Raw genomic sequence first — 19,261 nt, forward strand, 5'->3', positions numbered from 1 at the left:
GTTTCAATCGTCGAGCAGACCTGTGCGCTCTGATTCCTCGATTACTCAAAGCCGTGATGCAGGCTAAACCTTGTCCAAGAGGGGTATTTCAAGCCTCAATTGAGCAAGAGACATAATCAGGTCAGCTTTTGCCACAGGACGTGGGGAAAGGCGGCTAGATCAGGCTGACCCGCATTAAAAGCCTGTGTGGGTTTGCTATCTTGGCAGCCCCCCGCATCCACAATGCTCTGCCCACGGCGAGAGAGTTGGGCTGGGCGTTGGCTTGGCTGTTTTGATGGCAAAGACAGCGGTGTAAAAGCCACAAAACTCCCCGCGCCAATTCGCCTTTGTAAATAGCCTTCCGCCTCTAGCTGGGCATAAGCCGCCTCAACACTGCTGCGCGATATCGCTAAATCTTTAGCTAAAACTCGGCTGGCAGGCAAGCGGCTACCTAGGGGTAAACGTCCAGCCAGCAAGGCTTTTCTGAGTGTTTGCGTGAGCTGGGCTTGAATACCGATGTTGGTGCTGGCACAAGCAGCAAATAGCGTGGGCCAGAGAGGGGCGGAAAGTGGTTTGCTCATAAGGCTTAAATTGGTAGGAGGCAGCAGGCCAATTTACGCTTAGATTATGTGTATTAGCAAGCAAGGGCCCACCATAAGTATTCCTGATTATGTCTCTTGCTCATTTTTTGTCGTTTGTCTGAGCATATCAATATTAATAGAGTGAACTCGTAGGGGCGCTGCTTGCTGCGCCCTTGCTGAACAGGGCGCAGCAAGCAGCGCCCCTACAGAATGTTGACCTACATGTCATATATGGCTTTTTTTGAGCAAGAGGGATAATCAGGTAAGTATTTATGAAACAGGAGTAGCAAAATGACAGCATCTAGCGTTAAAAGCAGTGGCCTTGCCAGCCCCGCAGAATCCGCCACCTACCTTGCGGAAAAACTCCGCTACCACACTGATGCCGCCGATTTAGCCAGTGATTTATACGCTGCTCACCCCGATATTATTGCGCTGGATACACGCCAAGCGGCGGCTTATCAGGCGGGGCATATTCCAGGCGCGATTTCTTTTCCTCATGCTGAAATGGACGAGGCCAGTGTGGCGCGGCTAGATCGCAGCAAGGTGTATGTTTGCTACTGCGATGGTATTGGCTGCAATGGCTCTACATGGGGAAGCTATAAGCTAGCAAAGCTGGGCTTTACCGTAAAAGAGCTGATCGGTGGCCTCGATTTTTGGCAACGAGATGGCTTGCCACTTGCGCTGGGTAAGGAGGCAGGCAAGCTAGCTGGGCCACAAATCGAATGTGATTGTTAGTAAAGGAATGAGCATGAATTACGAATTAAACGATTTTTATCAACCTATCGGTCTGCCATTGCTGGATTGGAAAATGCCTGTTTCTCCCCCTAAAACCGTGTTCAGTGGCTGGGGCTGCCGGGTGGAACCACTACAGTTTGAGAAGCATGGAGCAAGCCTGTGGCAAGCATTTAGCCAAGACGATGGCCGGATGTGGACGTATCTGACATCGGGCCCTTTTGATGATTTTCAGGCCTTTGATACGTGGCTACGGCGGGTGGCTGGGCAGGATGATCCGCAGTTTTACGCCATTCTTGACGCGGCCAGTGGGGCTGCCTTGGGGCTGGCGTCTTATTTGCGCATTGATCCTGCCGCCGGATCTATCGAAGTGGGCTGGCTGCATTTCTCACCGGCCTTGCAAGGCACACGGCTGGCCACGGCGGCGATGCTGCTGATGATGGAAAACGTGTTTGCGCTGGGCTATCGCCGTTATGAATGGAAATGCAATGCGCTCAATGCCCCCTCCCGCCGCGCCGCCCAGCGCTTGGGCTTTAGCTTTGAAGGCGTGTTTCGCCAAGCTGCGGTTAACAGGGGCCGTAATCGGGATACGGCTTGGTTTTCGGTGATTGATAGCGAATGGCCCGCATTACGGGATGTACTTTATTGCTGGCTGGCCGAGGATAATTTTGATGCTGGCGGCCAGCAGCGAAGGGCTTTGTCTAGCTTAACTAGGCCTTTGTTGAGTCGGCTGGATGAGGGGGAGTTATAAATACGTGACAAGCAGCGAGTCTATTGGTGTTACTTAAGTTTTCCTGATTATGTATTTTGCTCAAACCACCTAAAAGGCATAAGGTGAACAAACGTTCTTTTTTTGGAGTGGTCGTCATGGCAATCAACCCAATTCAGATGCAAAAGGGGTTGTCGCTGATTGATTTTTTGCCGCAGTACAGCACTCAAGCCCAATGTGAAGCGGCATTGTTCCAAGCGCGTTGGCCACAAGGGTTTCGCTGTCCCGTGTGCCAACATGCTTGCAAACATCAAACCACGCTGGCTGTGGGAATCATAATGCATCAAACAATGCGCTAACGTGAAAGCAGCCAACCTTTAAGCGGCGATATTCGGGTTGATGAAGCCTATCTCGGTGGTGAGTATCCAGGTGGCAAATCTGGGCGGGGCTCAGAGAACAAAACAGCCTTTGTCGCTGCCGTGAAAATGCGTAACGGCCAGCCTAACTGAGTGAGTTTTGATCCTGTTGATGGCTTCTCTTTCGCTGCCTTGATGCCTTGGGCAAGTAGCGTTACGAGCAGGGTCGTGCAGCAGCTCGGCTTTCAACGCCGCGTGGTGATTGCGCCGAAGGGGAAGGCGGGCACTGAAATTGATGCGTTTAAATGGCTCAATGTGTTGATTGGCAATCTGAAAGCCACTCTATCGGGAACGCATCATGCATTCAAATTTTCAAAATATGCGGCTCGTTATTTGGCTGAGGTGCAATACCGTTTCAATCGTCGAGCAGACCTGTGCGCTCTGACTCCTCGATTACTCAAAGCCGTTATGCAGGCTAAACCTTGTCCAAGAGGGGTATTTCAAGCCTCAATTGAGCAAGAGATATAATCAGGAAAAGGTAAGTCGATAATAAATTTGTGATTTATTCAGGTTTCGTCATTCCTGCTTTATTGAGAAGCCAGTCTCTATAATGATTTACCGATAAAAAAAATCGGGTATAGCGATTTAATCAGCACTTCCATAAGAAACCTTGGGCTGGCTATTTATCACATTTAAACGTATCAAGATATTTTTTAAAAAAACAAAAAACAAGAAATACATTAATTGCTATTGATAATAACGTGAGGAAAATAATTTCAACATCTTTTAATAATTGTTTGTTCGGGCTGCAAAAAAACATCTAAAATGCATTTCCATGTAAAAATAGGCATATATAATCCATACGGACATTAGTAAAATAAATAAACTAAATAATCCATTGAAGATTAATCTTTTTCGCCGTCTTTCTATAATTGTTAGTTTATTTGCCGGCTTTTTGTTTTTGTTTTTTTTCACGAAGACCCTGTATCGATGCTGGTTAGTGTTTTCATAACATCTTTATATTTTATAACCTGATTATCCCTCTCGTTCAATCCTTTCAACGAAACGGAAGTGGGTATGAAGTTTTTGCATAAAATCACATCAAATAATCGTGCTTCTCACTTTTTTTCACGCGTATCAAAATAATTATACCCCTCGTTGAGAAAGAGACATAATCAGGAGATCTTTTACATAAAGTAAAATGTTTTTAGCTCGAGGTTCAAGCCAAATATCTGCACCAGGTAAAATAAGCCAGGCCATTGGTTTGAAAGTTAGCAGCTCATGATTGAATGACGGCTTACCTTTGTGGCTAAACCGCCATTTAGGAGGCAATGATTATTGATTGCACACGATGGCTATTTTATTGCCCGTTGGATCTCTCATATAAGCCGCGTACCAATGTGGCCCATAGTGAGGGCGAAGGCCGGGTGCGCCGTCATCACTCCCGCCATTGGCCATTGCCGCAGCATAGAAGGCATCGACCTCTGCATGGGTGCTTGCGCTAAAGCCCACCATGGTTCCATTGCCCGCTGTGGCGGCTTGCTGGTTAAAAGGCTGAGCAATCCAGAGGGTGAAATTTTCGCCTTTTCCCTGCTCGGAATAAGCACGCCAGCCAGGAAAATCGAGGTGTGATTTCCAGTCAATCGTGGCCAGCACCGCATCGTAAAATACATTGGATTTTTCTGAATCGTTACTACCTAAAGTGATATAAGTACTCATCATGGCTCCTGAGTTTTTGGCGATAGAGTTTACTTAGGCATGGTAAATGACTTTAGGAAAACAATGTAGAACGATCGTTCTTTTGTGGTATTTTAACCGCAGCTAGGTACGGCACTGAAAGATAGATTGGGCTGGTTTATTATTTTAACCACAGCCAGCCGCCACCAATAACCACAAGCAGGATAATCAATTTCCACCATGATGGAAATCCATTGTCGCCAATCGTTTCAAACTCTAATAAGGCAGTCAAAGCATTGCCAATCATTGTTGCGATATGCTGGCCGATGAGTAAACCAATCAGCGCAAAAATGCAGGCACTTGCGCCAATCCACTTTGCAATAGAAACATGCACTTGGCCTGGACCTAAAGTTTGTGAGTACACACCTAATAACCAAGCCATAATAAAGCCAATGACCGCACCAAATATGGCGCCAATAAATGCTGAGGCGAGTCTTTCACTTAGGCTTATGTTTTTCATAATTTGAACTAAATCTAAGGTCTAATAATAGTAAGCGGCGCATGATTGAGCCCGCCTTAGGGTGCTAAGTTTTTGATGCCAAAAGGAATATGCACCGATGGGGCTACGGTTGCCGCGCCTGCGAGATGCCCCGATTGGTCGTCGAAAAATAGATGTGGCTTCATCACGGCCAGTACTTTCATTTTGTCGATGCCACCGAGGAAAAAAGCATCGTTGGGCATCACGCCCCAGCTTTTCAGGGTATTCAATGCACGCTCATGCGATGGGGCATTTCTGGCGGTGACCAGCGAAACTCTGAGCCTGTTTTTGTAAGAAGGATCAGCTTTACGCTTGGCCTCTTCACAGGATTGAATGCTGGCAACCCGCATGAAAAACGCTTTCAATGGGCCGGGGCCAAGTGGTTGATTGTTCTTTTTAACTTCATTGGCATGGAACATTTCTAGATTATTGGTGCTGTGCATGACGGATTCTGATTCGTCGTCAGCCAGTACGCCGTCAAAGTCGAATGCAATGCGTAGGCCAGAGTCATTTGGATCATCTACGATGGCAGAATCTAGCACTCTGCCCGCTGGCAAACCTGCGGCAATGGCCGCGCGTACGTCGTCGGCATTGGCAGATAAAAATAGCGAGATATTCAAAGCAGGGATGTATTCGTGCGGAGCCTTCCCTTGCATAAAGATGGCTCTGGTGATGCCTAGCCCATGGTGGGCGATAGATTTCATCACCCGCATGCCGGTGTCGGGGTCATTTCTGGAAAGCAGAATCACTTCAACCAGCGGGTCGTTGATGGGGTCTTCACCTAGATCATTTAGGCTGAGTAGGCGGCGGATAAACGAAAAGGCAATTCCCTTATCCAGCGGATCACTCAAGTGTTCTTCTTGGTACTTTCGATACTGCGCTTCGCCATCACGGCGAAATACCTCGTCAGATTCATGAAGATCAAACACGGCGCTGGATGCCACGCCGACAACCAAGCGGTTTTCTAAATTGTAAGGCATATTGTGATGGTCTCTAGGGAAGGCCGCAGTTTTTGCTTACCGTAATCTTATCATGCCTATAACGATTACATCAGCATCGCCAATATTCCAACCCCCACCCACCTCCTACAGTTTGTAGCGAGATATTGCTTGAGCCTGCTGTGCCGTATCCTTTAAAGTGGTTCTTTGCTGCTTTTCTGGCTACTTTCTTTGGTTTTTTTATGTCTACACCGAATACTTCGCGCGGGGTTTTGTTTACTGTGCTGGCCTTTATTATTTGGGGCCTGTTTCCGCTTTATTGGAAGGCTTTGCATGGGATTGATGCGCTGCAGATTATTTCGCATCGGATTGTTTGGTCTGGTGTGTTTGTGGCGGTGATTTTAATGCTGCAAAAGAATTGGAGCTGGTTGTTACCGAGTATTAAAAATCCTCGCGTTTTGGGCGTGTTTGCGCTGTCATCCTTACTGCTGTCGCTTAATTGGCTGTTGTATATCTGGGCGGTGAACGAAAACCGTGTGGTGGATGCCAGCCTAGGATATTTTATTAATCCGCTTATTAATGTGTTGTTGGGGCGCTTGTTTTTGGGCGAGCAGCTTAGCCGCTCGCAAAGCTTTGCTGTTGGGCTAGCCGCCTTAGGTGTGCTGTGGATTACCATTGCTGCAGGTACTTTGCCGTGGATTGCGCTCTGTTTGGGCTTGAGTTTTGGCGTGTATGGGCTGCTGCGTAAAAGAGCCAGTCTGCCTTCTTTGGAGGGGCTCGCCTTAGAGACGTTCTTAATGGCCCCATTTGCACTATCAGCCTTGCTTTGGTTTCAGTTTCAAGGGCAGGGTGCGCTGGGGAATATCAGTTGGAGCACTGATGCTTTATTGATGGGCGCAGGCGTGGTGACGGCTTTACCGCTGTTGATGTTTGCTTCTGGGGCTAGAACGCTGAAGCTGGCGACGGTGGGTGTCATCCAATATATCGGCCCTAGTTTGCAATTATTACTGGGGGTGTGGCTGTATCAAGAGCCGTTTGGCACGGATCGCATGATTGGTTTTGCTTTGATTTGGGCTGCGTTGATTATTTATTCTGCTGCGGGTTTGATGAGCTATTGGAAGGCTAGCCGCTTGGCTGATCAAGCGGTGTGATGTTGTATTATTCTTTGGGCGGGTGAAGCCTGCCAAATTTAGGTCTTAAATATGCATAAACGGTGGGTTGCACTCCATGTGCGCCAATTAAAGTTACATAGAGCCTTAAAGTGCAGAAAATAGCGCTAAACCTTGAACCACAGAGAAAGGCTTAAAGCTTTACTTCCTCTGTGAAACTCTGTGGGTCTCTCTGTTCTCTGTGGTTTAAGATTTAACCAACTGATTCATATTATTATTTTTAGCGTAAATGGGCTTGCACCCACCCTACGATGCTTGCCTATCTCCCCTTCATTACTAGCTTTCTTACTGGCGAAGGCAGACCAAGTTCTAGGGCTTCTGCTTGGCTGAACCAGCCAAGGTGGTCTTCGTGGGTGAGGGCGGTTTGGCCGATCACGCTACCAGGCAGTGGGGTGATGGTGAGGCGAAAATGAGTAAAAACATGCACAAAGTCTTCTGCGGCGCTGTCGAACTCAACATCCAGCCCAAAGCGTTGGCTACAGGCTTTGCTTGCCTCTAGCGTGGAGGTGGTTTCTGGCAGGCTCCATAAGCCGCCCCAGATGCCTGTGGGCGGGCGGCGCTCTAGCAAAAGCTTGCCATCCCTTGTAATCATCATCAGTACTGTTTGCCGCTCTGGCGAAACTTTTTTTGGTTTGGGCGTTGGCAGCTCGGCTTGACGGCCTTGCTGGCGGGCGATGCAATCATCAAACACGGGGCAGGTGATACAGGCTGGTTTTTTAGGCGTGCAGATGGTTGCGCCCATATCCATCAGGCTTTGCGTATAGCGCTCTATGCCTTGCTCTGGCAGCAGCGTTGCCGCCAGTTGCCACAATTCTCTTTCAACTATTTTAGTGCCCGGATAGCCGCTAATACCTGCCCAGCGGGCTAGCACGCGTTTTACATTGCCATCCAGAATAGCCGCGTGCGCGCCAAAGCTAAACGCGGCAATGGCGGCGGCGGTGGATGGGCCAACGCCAGGTAGCTCGGCTAGAAGCTCGGGCGTGCGCGGAAATGCTCCGCCAAAGCGCTCCATCACCATTTTCGCGGCTTTGTGTAGATTGCGTGCGCGGCTGTAGTAGCCCAGCCCGCTCCATCTGGCTAAAACATCATCACCACTGGCGCTGGCAAGGCTTGCCACGTCAGGAAAGCGCTCTAAAAACTGCTGGTAATAGGGAATAACCGTGATCACCTGCGTTTGCTGCAGCATGATTTCAGACAGCCATACCTTGTAAGGATCGCTGACTTGCCAAGGTAGATTGTGGCGGCCGTGTACGGCCTGCCAAGCGATTAAACGCTGGGAAAAATCGCTCATTAGTGGGTTTTCTTAGTGGGTTTGGCTAGTTTCTTTGTGGCGGCGGCTTTGGCGGCGATATCGGCTGCTTTTTTATCAGCAACAGCCTGTGCTGCAAGCTGTTTCTTTTGTTTGGCCGCGGCTTCTGCTGCGCTTTTTTGCTGTTCTGCAGCGGCTTTTTGTTTGATTAAAATTTGCTCTTTTAGGCTGGCGTAGTCGACATGGTATTCAGGGGCATTGAGTGCTCCGGATAATTGGATCGGCAGTTTTAAACCCGCTAAGCCTTTAAGCTCTGGCACTTTAGGGTTGGCGCTGGCGTACATATTGTAATCAATGGCGTTACTGTTAAGGTCTAAAGTGCCGCCACCATTTAGTTTTAGAATGCCTGCTGTAAGGTCTAGGTCGCTATTGCTGGCAATGCCGTGCTTTAACGTAAGGGTGGAGCGTAGCTCACTAAAACTGGTTTTTGCGTTTAAGTTAGCGGGTGGGCTGGGCTCGCCATTCATTAGGCTGATTTGGCGGCTGGTGGTGCGTAGTAAGGCTTCAAGATCAATGCCGCGTATGGCGCCTTGGTTGAGCAGTAAGCGCACATTGCCCCCTGCGGTGCGGCGTAAATCACTGAGCTGATTACCGACGGCTGAAACATCTAGATCAACGTGGCCACGGCCTTCAAAGCGGCTGGTATCAAATACATCGGCCAGCAGCGCGTTGATATTCATATTGGCAAGCTTTTGCTGCACACGGAAAGAAGCGTTTTTCTTATTGGCATCCACTTCTAAGCTGCCACTTAGCTGGCCTTCATAAAGCGTAGCTGCGAGTGGGTCTAGATTTAATTTACGGTTTTTGGCCGCAAATTGCAGTGAGATATCATTGATATGCAGTTTTTGTAACGCCAGCTCGCCAATTTTTAGCTTGCCGCTGGCATCTAAATTATTCAGCCACCAAAAATCAAAAGGCTTATCTGGGTTAACTGTTTTTGCCCCAGCGGCCACTACGGGCAAATAGGGTGATAAATCGAGTTTGTGTAAATCCACATCAACGGCGTAGTGGGGGTGAACAAAGTCGCTCACATCGACCGTGGCTTTAATGGGGGATTTATCTAGCTGGCCTTGGCTGGAGAGGCTAAGTGTTTCTGCCTGCAAATTAAGCGTGCCTACGCCTTTTAGATCTAGGCCAATTGCACCACGTGGTAGGTTACGGTTAGTGTAGCTACCGCTTAAGCTATAGGCGGGCAATCTAGCAATGCTGCCTTTCAGTAGCTCTAGCGGGCTGGCAAAAGATAGCGCTAGGTTTTGTTCTGGGCTATTGAGTTTGACTTCAAAGCGGGCTAAATCGGTGCGCAGCAGGCCTTGCTGCATACCAGATAAAGTGGGGATGGTGGCTTTAGCGCTAAGCTGGCCGCTTGGGCTTTGCATATCCACATTCAGCTTAAGGCGGTTTAGGCTAATCGCCTCTTTAGAGAATAAAATCTCTGGCACATCCAGCTCGCCCTTCCAGTGCTGGCCTGCACGTTGGCCAGAGGCGGTGAGCTTTAGCTCCCCGCCATTAAAGCGCAAAGGTTGCCAGCCGTAGATTAGATTACCTACGGTACTTACTTTTACATCTTGCAAGCGCAGCTCAGGCGAGCTGCCGCCTTTTTGCTCTAGCTCTAGCAGTAAATCAGCCACCAGTAAGCGATGATCGGCCTCGTGATAGCGCATGGCTGCCGTGGCACTTAAAGTGCCTTGCCATTGCACCGGTCTATCTCCATCGCCAATTAGCAGTATGCCATCCATATCCAAACGCCCTGCCTTGGGGTCGGATAGGTTTTTCATGGTGAGATTAAGGCGGGAGAGGCGAATACTTTCACCCAAAAACTCGTCAGAAAGCTTAAATGCCGCCTCGTTAAAATGCACGGTATCGAGCGAGAAACTCAGCTCTTTGGTTTGCGATTTAGGTGTGAGTAAGTCTTCAAAATTATACGTGCCGTCTTCGCGGCGAGTTACATTCAGCTCAGGCTTTTCAAAATCTAGCGCTTTAATTTTCCCTTTACCAAACAGTAATGGCCACAGGCTCAGCTCAACGCGCACACGATCCGCGTGAGCGAAAATATCTTTTTGGCTTGGCTCGGTAAGGGTGACATCATCTAGCAGTAGCGCCGGTTGTGGCAGCAAGACAAAACGCGCATCACCCCGTATGGTGAGTTGGCGTTGAGTGTCTTTTTCCAGCATGCTGGAAAGCTCACTTTTGATCAGATCAAAAGAAATAAAATAGGGTAGCGTGCCAAGCAGCGTCACAAGCATGACGAGCAAAAGCAGGCAAATTCGGAAAGGGCGAGAGTGTCGCCAATCTATGTGAGGACGGTGCATAGCGGGATTATCCCGAAGACTTGGATTAATTTCAAAGTTAAGATTGATCTTATTACATTAAAAAGCACGGCAGAAAGCAGATTAAGGCGGCATTTTTGCCCTAGATCTTGTCGCTTATTGGCTTTAAAGCGGCATTTATGACGTTAAATCAGTGGCTTTGCTTTGTGGTGATCTTGCCTATGTATTTAGGCTTTGAATTGATAATAATTTTCACACTAGGGAAAAATATATGGCTCAGACTACAGAAATTAAGGTTCGCGGTTATCATTTAGATTTATATGGCCATGTGAATAACGCTCGTTATTTAGAGTTTTTGGAAGAAGCGCGTTGGGCATTGGTGGATGAAAGCGGTGGTTTAGAATGGTTTACCAATGAGCGTTTAGCCTTAGTCATTAGCCGCGTTGATATCCGCTATAAACGCCCCGCCACAATGGGCGATGTGCTAAAAATTGAAACCCGCTTAACGCATCTTGGTGAGAAAGAAGGCATTATTAATCAGCGTATCTTGCGCTTAGATAACGATAAATTAGTGGCTGAAGCGGATGTTACTTTTGCGGTGATAAGCGCTAAAACCCCTGGCGCTTTGCCACTAGATGGCGAATTGGCGGAGCGTTTACAAGGGATGATGCATGTTTGAAAAATGCATAAGCCGGATTGCCTGTTTGGGACTGTTACTTGGATTGGCCGCTTGCGGTAGCTTGCCTACAGATTTAGAAAAGCCAACGGTAAGTTTGGCTGGAATCAGCGTGGCAGAAATAGGCCTGCTTGAGCAGCAATTTATTCTTAATTTACGGGTCAATAATCCTAATAATATTGATATTCCATTAAATGGGCTAAATATCAATTTGGAGGTGAATGATAAGCCGTTTGCGAATGGGGTTTCTAATGAGGCAACCACGTTGCCGCGCTTGGGATCGGCCGTGATAAAACTACGTGTGAGTACCTCTTTAACGACTTTTATCCAACAATTTAATGCTCTGCAAGCAAGTGGCAAGCCAATCGCCTATCGTATTAAAGGTAAACTGTTCCTACCTTTACGCCCAGATGGCGTAAGCTTTGAACGGCAAGGGGAAGTGACGTTACCCTAAACCCTGATTAAATTGGAAAGAGAGCGATGAGTGATCATGCTGCACCTGCTGCCTCACATGATGAGCACGCAACAAGTGGTGAGCCTAGCCCCTCCTTTATGCAAAAAAACCGTCTAAAACTGATGATTGGTGGCGGTTTTTTTGGATTTTTGCTGGTGCTGATTATTGGGATTGCGATTGGGATGACCAAGCGTAATTTTGAAAGAGCCCAATATATTGAGCAAATTGCCCGTCTGAAGGTTTCTTTTGAAGAAACCATCGAGACGCGTAAAGATCTTGAGGAAAGAATCACGGAGCTTAAAAAAGAAGTTAAAGAAAAGAAAATTGAAGTAGAAGAATTAGAAGTCAAAGTAGAAGACTTAGAGCGGCGTGGCGGAGCAAAAGCCACAGGCGCCGCAGAGCACGGCGCCGCCGCCGCACCTGCTGCCGCACATGGTGAATCTGCAGGCGAGGATATCAAACCCGCAGGTGGTGGCTATGTGAAGTTTGGTGGTGGTGATTGTGTTCTACCCGCAGGCGGTGGCAAGGGCAGTGCGGCGTGGAAGGAGTGCGTTAAGCAAAATCGCAGTGCGCCCGGCAAAGCTGCCGAAGCAACCGCCGAACCTGCTGCTAAGCCAAGCGGACATTAATCCAAATACAGCCCTTGTATGCTTTCTAGGCTAGGCGGGCTGGCGCCGTGGTGCATGCAGGCCGCTGCTCCGCTGGCGATGGCAAAGCGTAAATGCTCGCCTGCTTCGCGCTCTGGCCAAGTTATCATGCTATAGATTAGCCCGCCGATTGAGGCATCCCCTGCTCCTACTGTATCGGCCACACTCACCTCAATTGCCGCGCTGATTACGATGGTGTCGGGCGTGATTAAAGATGCTCCGTCTGCGCCACGGGTATACAGAATGCTGGCTTGTGGGTTCCAACTGATGAGCGTTTTTAATGCGTTATCGATGTCATTGCTACGAAATAAGCCTATTAAGTCTTCATCAGATACCTTGATCACATCGGCTAGCTGGCTCATGGCTTTGAATGTGGCGTCGTAGTCTTGATCCATCAAAACTCTAAAATTGGGGTCGTAGCTGATTTTAACGCCAAGCTGCTTAAGCTCCACCGCTAAGGCGAGTAAGCGTTTGCCTAGCGGCTGGCGGGCTAAGCTGATGCCACCAAAATGCGCCCAACTTACCGCGCTTTGCCAACCAGCCGGTAGGGCTTCTGGGGCAAAATATAAATCTGCTGAGTTGTCTCCAATAAAAAAATATTGTGGTGGGTGAGCGGCAGGCACAATCGCCAGCAAGGGGGATTTATCTAGCTGCTGTAAAAAGCGCAAATCTAAGCCCGCTTCGCTAGATGCTTGGTATAAATCTTGGCCAAAACAATCCTTACTGATAGCCCCAGCAAAAGCACTGGCTACGCCTAAGCTGGCGAGTACACGGCTGACATTCCAAGTAGAGCCGCCAACTTTACTTTGCCAATGGTTGCCTTCGGTTTTAATCATATCGGTGAGGGCTTCCCCAGCAGCAATAAAGCGGGGCAGGGGGGAGGAGTTGGGCTGATTCATGATGCTCTTTGTGAGTTTTAAATGGATGATGTTACGCAGTAAGGTCAAACAATATGCAGCCCACTAAAAACACAAAAAGTATGAACAGATGCAGCATGACTATTGATTTTTGATTGATTTAGATAAATATATTTAATATCAAATCGTTATGAAGTAACTCATCTACGCATCATGATAAAAGCAGCGGGAGATTACTGCTGTTTGATCCGTTTTTTTGTGTATTTAGTGTTTTTCGTGGACAAATAGTCTTGGTGTGTAATATCAGTTAAATAGCTTAAGTCGTGGCCTTACAGGGCATCGTCTAGTTTTAAAAATAGATCTCGGTCGGGGGCGAAGTTGGCGTAGAGCGGCAGCAAAGCTCCGCCTAGTGCTCTGGCGTCCGAGCCTATCGTGCCCGCGAATACTTGCGGTGCAACAATACCTTCCCAGTTGAAATCTTGCATAGCCGCTTCAACGGCAGCGATCAGTGCTTCTTTTACTGCGCTACAAAAGCAGCCGTCAACAATCACGCCTTCTAAATCGAGCAGGCAAGTGCTATTGAGCATGGCAAAGGCAATAGGTGGGGCTGTTTCTGCAATCCATGCTTCGGTATGTGGCCAGTATTCTGGGCTAACGGCCCGCTCATCGCTAGTGGCGCGGCCATCTAAGCCTGCGGCAATAAACCGGCTTTCTAGTTTAAATAACGATGCCACATTCAATAACTGCGGGCTGTGTTTTCCGCTACCGTTTAGCCCCAGTGGCAAAGAGCCTAATGCACCGGCATTACCATGCTTACCCAGATGTAAATGGCTATCTAGCACTAGGCCGCCGCCAATAAAGGTATCTACAAAAACGTAAACAAAGTTACGCATATCGCGGCCACGCCCTGCTACTAATTCGGCCACACAGGCGGCGGTGGTGTCTTTAAGCGTTTGCACCGGTAAGCCGGTTAGCGTGGCAATTTCTTCTTTGAGTTGAAAGCGCTCCCAGCGTGCCACCACCTCGGCATCAAGGCCGAGTAGTTGTTGCCAGCCGCCCATATGTAGTGGTGCAGCAATGCCTATGCCCTGTATGCGCTCCCATAGCTTTGCGCCTAGCGTGTGTTTGATTTTGGTTAGGCACTCGCTGATATGGCCCAAGATTTGGCTAGGATCGGCAAAGTCATAGCTTAAGTTCCAGCGCTCGCGCACCGCGCCGCTAAAATCCACCAGCAAAATATCTAAGCTGCGTCGCCCCACTTTTACCCCAATTGCAAACGCCCCATTGGGGTTGAGCGCAAGCGGCACCGATGGCTGGCCCACTTTACCGCGCTGCGGGGTTTCTTTGATTAGCAGCTCGTCATCGATTAAACGCTTGGTGATCAGAGAAATAGCTTGCGCCGTTAAGTGGGTTAATCTGGCGATTTCTGCCCCAGAGATCTGGCCATTCAAGCGAATGGCTTGCAATACAACGCGCTCGTTGTACTGGCGCATTCCCCCTTGTGAAGAGCCTCTGGGTTTGAGTTTGTTTGTAGAGGCGCTGCTGTTATCCGGCGAGAGGCTCACCAATCACTCCTTTTTTTAAGATGAAGTTGCTGTAAGGCTGTAATTCGGCAGTTAACACAATGGCGTAAGCTTGCTTGACGCGCTCATAGAAAGCAAATCGCTCTAGTGCCTCGTATTGCCCAGCTAGTGCATGGCCTGCATCGTTTAGCTCGCTGATGACTTGCTTTTGTAATGCGCTGCACCAGCCTGTGGCTTGGTGGCTCACTTGCATATAGGCAATGGGCTGGCTTACGTCTTGATCTAAGGGCAATAGGCTGATAATTGCGTTTACTGCACGGGCAACGCCCACGCCAGCAAGATAAATCAAGGGCTTGCCCGCAGCCAACGAGGCGGCGGTAAAGTTGGCATCGGCGATGACAATTTCATTGCCATGCCCCATCTCGGCTAACACCTTAAGTAATTCAGGCGTGAGTAGTGGGTCTATTCCTTTTAGCATGCTGTTTCTCCTGTGCTGCTATTGGGCTAACCACTCTGCGGGAATATCCTCGGGCTTCATAGCACCAGTCATCACCGCTACGGCGTCACTCATGGTGATGGCCTTAGGGTTGAGCACGGCGGCTCTGCGCCCTAAGCGGGCAACGTGGATGCGATCAGCTATCTCAAACACATGCGGCATATTGTGGCTGATCAGTACGACGGGTAAGCCTCGGTTACGTACATTGCGGATCAGCTCTAGCACCATATTGCCTTCTTTAACCCCAAGGGCTGCGGTAGGCTCATCCATGATAACCACATGGCGGGCAAAGGCGGCAGCGCGTGCCACCGCCACCCCTTGACGCTGGCCGCCTGATAATGTTTCAACCGCCTGAGTCATGGAGCGGATGCCAATTTTTAGCTCCTGCATATAGGCGATGCTGTCATTTAACATGCGCTTTTTATCTAAAAACCCAAGGCTGCCCAACAAACCAGCACGGCGGATTTCTCTGCCCATAAATAAGTTTTCTGCAATGGTCATGGCAGGGGCTACGGCGAGGTCTTGGTAAACGGTTTCGATGCCTGCACGGCGGGCTTCGATTGGGCTTTTAAAGCAAACGCTTTGCCCATCTAGCAGAATATCGCCGCTATCGGGGGTAATTGCGCCGGATAAAGCCTTAATTAAGGAGGATTTACCCGCGCCATTATCCCCAATCACAGCCAAAATTTCCCCTGCACGCAGCTCGAAATCAGCACCATCTAAGGCGGTGACTTGGCCATAGCGTTTTACTAAGCCTTTGGCCTGAATCACCAAAGGGCGGGTATTTTGTTCTGGATGCGGGCTCATTAGCGTTCCCCTTTTCTGGATAGTTGATCGGTAGCAACGGCAAGAATCACCAAAATACCGGTAATCAGAATTTGATAAACCGATGAAACCCCCATCAAGGTAAGGCCATTACGAAACACACCCACAATCATTGCGCCAATTAAGGAACCAAGCACCACACCACGGCCACCAAATAAGCTAGTGCCACCCAGTACCACGGCGGTAATGGCATCTAGGTTTTCAGTCTGCCCCGCATTCGGGTCGCCCACACCGGTACGCGCCACTGATAATAGCGATGCCACGCCGTAGCAAAGCCCCGCCAGCACATACACCATTAGAATGACTCTGTGGGTGGGGATGCCAGTGAGGCGAGTGGCTTCAGGATTGTTGCCAACGGCATAAATGTGCCGACCTGCCGCAGTTTCACGCAGCCAGATCCAGCTTAATGCATAGCAAATCAGCATCAGTACCGTACCGTAGGCCACTTGGGTTTGGCCCAAATTAAAAGTGTTACCAAGAAAAGTCATGCTGGCGGGGAGATCGGTAATGGTTTGCGAGCCGGAATAAAGCTGGGTAATTGCAAACGCAATATTCATCGTGCCTAGCGTCACAATAAACGGCGGCAGTTTAATCCGCGTTACCAGTAAGCCATTAATGAGGCCAAAGCCAGCAGTTACTGCTAAGCCAAGACCAATGGCTAAGCTTGGGTGCAGGCCAAAATCATGCGCTACTTTGGTCATAACTACGCCGCCCAGCGCCATGACCATACCGCAAGATAGATCGATCCCTGCGGTAAGAATAATTAAGGTTTGTCCGATAGCAATCAGCCCAACCACCATAATCTGCTGCAAAATTAAGGAAAAATTTGCCCCAGTTAAAAACTGCTCGCTTTGGAAAGAGAAAAAAATACAGGCGATTAAGAGCGCAAAAAAGGGCCCTAGGGTGCCGATTGAAGGGATGTGTTCTTTCCAACTCGGCATACAACGCTCCTTGCTGTTTTTGTTGATTGGATAGGCCAGAGCCAAGCGTTAAAGAGAAGATCGATAACGCTTAGGCTGATTAAGGGAAAATTATTTATTGCCCCAGCACAGATCCATACCGGTTTTGCTGTCTTTGCTTTCAATGCCAGCCACGGGCTTGGCGGTAATCAGCATTACGCCTGTATCGGTATAGCCGGAAGGTTTTTTGCCGGTCTTGGCGTATTCAATGCCTGCAGCTACGCCCATTGCCGCCATTTTTAAAGGGTATTGCTGCGAGGTGGCCGCGATTTTCCCATTCTTTAAGTCTTTAATTCCTTGGCAGCCGCCATCCACAGAAACAATCAGCACGCTTTTCTCCTTACCGGCTTTTTTTAGTGCATTAAAAGCACCCGCTGCCGCTGGCTCGTTGATGGTGTAAACCAAATTGATATCAGGATTTTTTTGTAGGCAGTTTTCCATCGCCGTTTGGCCTTTGGCTTGATCGCCAAAACTATCGGCCATACAGACCACATTGCTTGGTTTAGCTAATTCATTGTTTTTTGCATCAAAAGATTGCAAGCCAAATCCTTGCAAAAAACCATTATGGCGCTGCGCACCTACGGGGTGGCCAGGAAAGAGATCTAAGGTGGCAATTTTGGCTGGCTTGCCTGCAAAAGTAGCTTTGGCGTATTCGCCGATTAAGATGCCCGCCTTAAAGTTATCGGTGGCAAATAAGGCATCCGTTGCGTCAGTTGGTTCTGTTGGGCTATCTAAGGCGATTATCAAAATGCCTTTTTCACGGGCTTTTTTAATGGTTGGCACAATGGCTTTGGAATCATTTGGAGCAATCAAAATCGTTTTTGCCCCTGCCGCAATCATGTTCTCAATGGCGGTGACTTGGCCTGCGTTATCGCCATCGGCTTTACCTGCTGCCGAAAGCAGTTTTGCGCCTTTGGCTTTAGCCTCGGCGGCTGCACCTTCTTTCATTTTTACAAAAAATGGATTGGTTTCAGTTTTGGTAACCAAGCCAATCACAGGTTCGCTAGCAAACACGGGTAGGGCCAAAGTCAGTGAGGCAAGGGCGATCGAGATACGGGTCTGCAACATGTCTTTTCTCCAAGGGGTTTAGCCTAAAGGCATCAAAGCACTGATGTGTTATAAATCAATCCATTTGATTTAATCCATGCTATGCGTAATTATTTAATAAATCAATAGGGTTTATTTATATGAAAACCCTTATTAAACAATCGTTTGTATGGGTTTTTACTTGCGAAATTGATCTAGATGTTAAGGCGGGCTGCGGCTTTGCATGGGATAAGCTGCTTTTGTGGTGGGAGTTATTGCTTGGGCTGAATAAGGTGGTTTGCAGATGAACGGTAGCTGCTGATGAAGTGGTGCTGTTTGTAAACGGGCTTAAAGAAAAATGTTGTTTAAGTATTTTCTTATATTGAAATAAGAGTAATAAACAGCGGCGGTCTATAATGCTTGATCTGTAATAGGTAGATTGCTAAGAGTTTAAGTATGAAATATTTTTTATTGGCTTTGTTGCTCAGTTCCCCTAGCTTTGCGGCTAAGGTTTATCAATGGCGTGATGCAGATGGCCATGTTTATTATTCTGATCAGCCTGCTGTAGGGCAAAATGTGCGGGAAAGGCCGATTCGCGTGCCAAGTAATAACGCGAGTCAAGTGCAAGCCGCCATGGTTTTGTTTGTAACGCCAGAATGTGGCCAGCCATGTGCGGACGCGGTGGCCTTGCTAGATAGCCGCAATATCAGCTATGAGTTAAAAAATCCAAATCGATCTGAGCAGCAAATGATTGAATTTATCAATCTAGTAGGCAGCCTTTCAGTGCGCACGCCGGTGTTATTGATGGGGAAGCAGGTGCTTAGCCCTTGGGATAAATTGATTTGGAGTGCGAGCTTAAATAAGGCGGGTTTTCCGGTGGTAGAAAAGAAAAATATGCCTGCGATTAAATAGCAGGCTTGATGATGGATTTTAAACAGTCTGTTACACATCGCTACTAACGTTATATCGAACTCTAAAGCGAGAGAGTAGATACTGAATTTACCCGCTCAACACCGAGCGAAATTCAGGAATCCAGATCATGAACAAACTGCTGACAACTCTTGCCGCTACTGTATTTGTTGCAACTACTGCTTTCGGTATGGCGGCAGAAGTAGCATCAACACCCGTTAAAGTACAAACTCATTCTGTTAAAACAACGGCTACCAAGCATGCAGATAAGAAAGCTTCTGCTGCATCTTCGGTACATAAAATACATGCTAAAAAGCACACTTCAGCGGCATCTGCGGCCTCTACAGTACAAAAAGCACAGGCTAAAAAACACGCCTCAGCCGCTTCGTCTGCATCTGCAGTGTATAAGGCTTCAATGAAAAAGCCAGCATCTGCTGCTTCTACAGTACAAAAAGCACAAGCTAAAAAACATGCCTCAGCCGCTTCGTCTGCATCTGCAGTGCATAAGGCTCCCGCTAAAAAGCATGCATCTGCTGCCTCTGCCGCGTAAAATGCCAGAGTAATAATGTAAAGCCGATGTCTTTGGCTATTTACACCCCATTCGAGATAATCGCATGGGGTGTTTTATTTGCTT

At 48.3% G+C, this 19,261-nt stretch carries 21 protein-coding genes and 1 pseudogene; 10 read left to right on the forward strand and 12 right to left on the reverse strand.

Annotated features, from left to right (window positions below; all coding sequences use genetic code 11):
* Positions 1-116: 116 nt before the first annotated feature.
* Positions 117-560, reverse strand: a complete 444-nt coding sequence (locus tag R6242_RS13185; RefSeq protein ID WP_318427527.1) for a winged helix-turn-helix domain-containing protein — start codon at positions 558-560, stop codon at positions 117-119.
* Positions 561-851: 291 nt separating this feature from the next.
* On the opposite strand from R6242_RS13185, the gene R6242_RS13190 reads away from it, so the two are divergent.
* The 3 genes and pseudogenes from R6242_RS13190 to R6242_RS13200 all read left to right on the forward strand — a co-directional run bounded on the left by R6242_RS13190 (position 852) and on the right by R6242_RS13200 (position 2,885).
* Complete coding sequence (locus R6242_RS13190) at positions 852-1,295, forward strand: rhodanese-like domain-containing protein (protein WP_318427528.1); 444 nt, start codon at positions 852-854, stop codon at positions 1,293-1,295.
* Between the two features lie 13 nt (positions 1,296-1,308).
* Positions 1,309-2,043: a GNAT family protein gene (locus tag R6242_RS13195; RefSeq protein ID WP_318427529.1), complete on the forward strand. Its 735-nt coding sequence runs from the start codon at positions 1,309-1,311 to the stop codon at positions 2,041-2,043.
* Between the two features lie 116 nt (positions 2,044-2,159).
* Positions 2,160-2,885: pseudogene (locus tag R6242_RS13200) on the forward strand (transposase).
* A gap of 807 nt (positions 2,886-3,692) precedes the next feature.
* Here R6242_RS13200 and R6242_RS13205 read toward each other — a convergent pair.
* The 3 genes from R6242_RS13205 to R6242_RS13215 form a co-directional block, all read right to left on the reverse strand.
* On the reverse strand, positions 3,693-4,079 hold the full coding sequence (locus R6242_RS13205; protein ID WP_318427530.1) for a VOC family protein: 387 nt from the start codon (positions 4,077-4,079) through the stop codon (positions 3,693-3,695).
* Positions 4,080-4,215: 136 nt separating this feature from the next.
* A complete protein-coding gene (locus R6242_RS13210; protein WP_318427531.1) occupies positions 4,216-4,554 on the reverse strand; it encodes a hypothetical protein in 339 nt (112 codons plus the stop codon).
* A gap of 56 nt (positions 4,555-4,610) precedes the next feature.
* Entirely contained in the window at positions 4,611-5,552 is a 942-nt protein-coding gene (locus tag R6242_RS13215; RefSeq protein WP_318427532.1) for a 5'-nucleotidase, read from the reverse strand.
* Positions 5,553-5,752: 200 nt separating this feature from the next.
* Here R6242_RS13215 and rarD point away from each other — a divergent pair, with 200 nt between their 5' ends.
* Positions 5,753-6,661 (forward strand): EamA family transporter RarD, encoded by a 909-nt coding sequence (rarD, locus tag R6242_RS13220; protein WP_318427533.1) that lies wholly within the window; start codon positions 5,753-5,755, stop codon positions 6,659-6,661.
* Positions 6,662-6,938: 277 nt separating this feature from the next.
* On the opposite strand, the gene mutY is transcribed toward rarD, so the two are convergent.
* The gene (gene mutY, locus R6242_RS13225) at positions 6,939-7,970 is read right to left on the reverse strand and encodes an A/G-specific adenine glycosylase (protein WP_318427534.1); all 1,032 of its coding nucleotides are present in this window, start codon (positions 7,968-7,970) and stop codon (positions 6,939-6,941) included.
* Positions 7,970-10,297 (reverse strand): AsmA family protein, encoded by a 2,328-nt coding sequence (locus tag R6242_RS13230; protein WP_318427535.1) that lies wholly within the window; start codon positions 10,295-10,297, stop codon positions 7,970-7,972. The genes mutY and R6242_RS13230 overlap by 1 nt, the downstream gene beginning before the upstream one ends.
* Before the next feature lie 229 nt (positions 10,298-10,526).
* Here R6242_RS13230 and R6242_RS13235 point away from each other — a divergent pair, with 229 nt between their 5' ends.
* From R6242_RS13235 to R6242_RS13245, 3 genes are read left to right on the forward strand one after another with little or no spacing between them, the layout of a single operon-like run.
* Entirely contained in the window at positions 10,527-10,934 is a 408-nt protein-coding gene (locus tag R6242_RS13235) for a thioesterase family protein (RefSeq protein ID WP_318427536.1), read from the forward strand.
* Positions 10,927-11,385 carry an LEA type 2 family protein gene (locus tag R6242_RS13240; protein WP_293935943.1) on the forward strand — a complete coding sequence of 153 codons (459 nt, stop codon included), beginning with the start codon at positions 10,927-10,929 and terminating at the stop codon, positions 11,383-11,385. Before R6242_RS13235 ends, R6242_RS13240 begins: the two co-directional genes overlap by 8 nt.
* 26 nt (positions 11,386-11,411) lie before the next feature.
* Positions 11,412-12,014: a hypothetical protein gene (locus R6242_RS13245; RefSeq protein ID WP_318427537.1), complete on the forward strand. Its 603-nt coding sequence runs from the start codon at positions 11,412-11,414 to the stop codon at positions 12,012-12,014.
* On the opposite strand, the gene R6242_RS13250 is transcribed toward R6242_RS13245, so the two are convergent.
* The 6 genes from R6242_RS13250 to R6242_RS13275 form a co-directional block, all read right to left on the reverse strand.
* Positions 12,011-12,931 (reverse strand): carbohydrate kinase, encoded by a 921-nt coding sequence (locus R6242_RS13250; RefSeq protein WP_318427538.1) that lies wholly within the window; start codon positions 12,929-12,931, stop codon positions 12,011-12,013. The two genes, R6242_RS13245 and R6242_RS13250, sit on opposite strands and share 4 nt — an antisense overlap.
* A gap of 287 nt (positions 12,932-13,218) precedes the next feature.
* The gene (locus tag R6242_RS13255) at positions 13,219-14,454 is read right to left on the reverse strand and encodes an ROK family transcriptional regulator (protein ID WP_318427539.1); all 1,236 of its coding nucleotides are present in this window, start codon (positions 14,452-14,454) and stop codon (positions 13,219-13,221) included.
* Entirely contained in the window at positions 14,435-14,890 is a 456-nt protein-coding gene (locus R6242_RS13260; protein WP_318427540.1) for an RbsD/FucU family protein, read from the reverse strand. The genes R6242_RS13255 and R6242_RS13260 overlap by 20 nt, the downstream gene beginning before the upstream one ends.
* A gap of 18 nt (positions 14,891-14,908) precedes the next feature.
* Complete coding sequence (locus tag R6242_RS13265) at positions 14,909-15,715, reverse strand: ATP-binding cassette domain-containing protein (protein ID WP_318427541.1); 807 nt, start codon at positions 15,713-15,715, stop codon at positions 14,909-14,911.
* Entirely contained in the window at positions 15,715-16,674 is a 960-nt protein-coding gene (locus tag R6242_RS13270) for an ABC transporter permease (RefSeq protein WP_318427542.1), read from the reverse strand. Before R6242_RS13270 ends, R6242_RS13265 begins: the two co-directional genes overlap by 1 nt.
* A 90-nt stretch (positions 16,675-16,764) precedes the next feature.
* Complete coding sequence (locus tag R6242_RS13275; RefSeq protein ID WP_318427543.1) at positions 16,765-17,760, reverse strand: sugar ABC transporter substrate-binding protein; 996 nt, start codon at positions 17,758-17,760, stop codon at positions 16,765-16,767.
* A gap of 119 nt (positions 17,761-17,879) precedes the next feature.
* On the opposite strand from R6242_RS13275, the gene R6242_RS13280 reads away from it, so the two are divergent.
* The 3 genes from R6242_RS13280 to R6242_RS13290 all read left to right on the forward strand — a co-directional run bounded on the left by R6242_RS13280 (position 17,880) and on the right by R6242_RS13290 (position 19,177).
* Positions 17,880-18,026 carry a hypothetical protein gene (locus R6242_RS13280; RefSeq protein WP_318427544.1) on the forward strand — a complete coding sequence of 49 codons (147 nt, stop codon included), beginning with the start codon at positions 17,880-17,882 and terminating at the stop codon, positions 18,024-18,026.
* A gap of 148 nt (positions 18,027-18,174) precedes the next feature.
* A complete protein-coding gene (locus R6242_RS13285; RefSeq protein ID WP_318427545.1) occupies positions 18,175-18,630 on the forward strand; it encodes a DUF4124 domain-containing protein in 456 nt (151 codons plus the stop codon).
* 127 nt (positions 18,631-18,757) lie between these two features.
* Complete coding sequence (locus R6242_RS13290) at positions 18,758-19,177, forward strand: hypothetical protein (protein WP_318427546.1); 420 nt, start codon at positions 18,758-18,760, stop codon at positions 19,175-19,177.
* The last annotated feature ends 84 nt before the right edge of the window (positions 19,178-19,261 follow it).

The sequence above is a fragment of the Iodobacter sp. CM08 genome (assembly GCF_033446605.1).
Taxonomy (GTDB): domain Bacteria; phylum Pseudomonadota; class Gammaproteobacteria; order Burkholderiales; family Chitinibacteraceae; genus Iodobacter.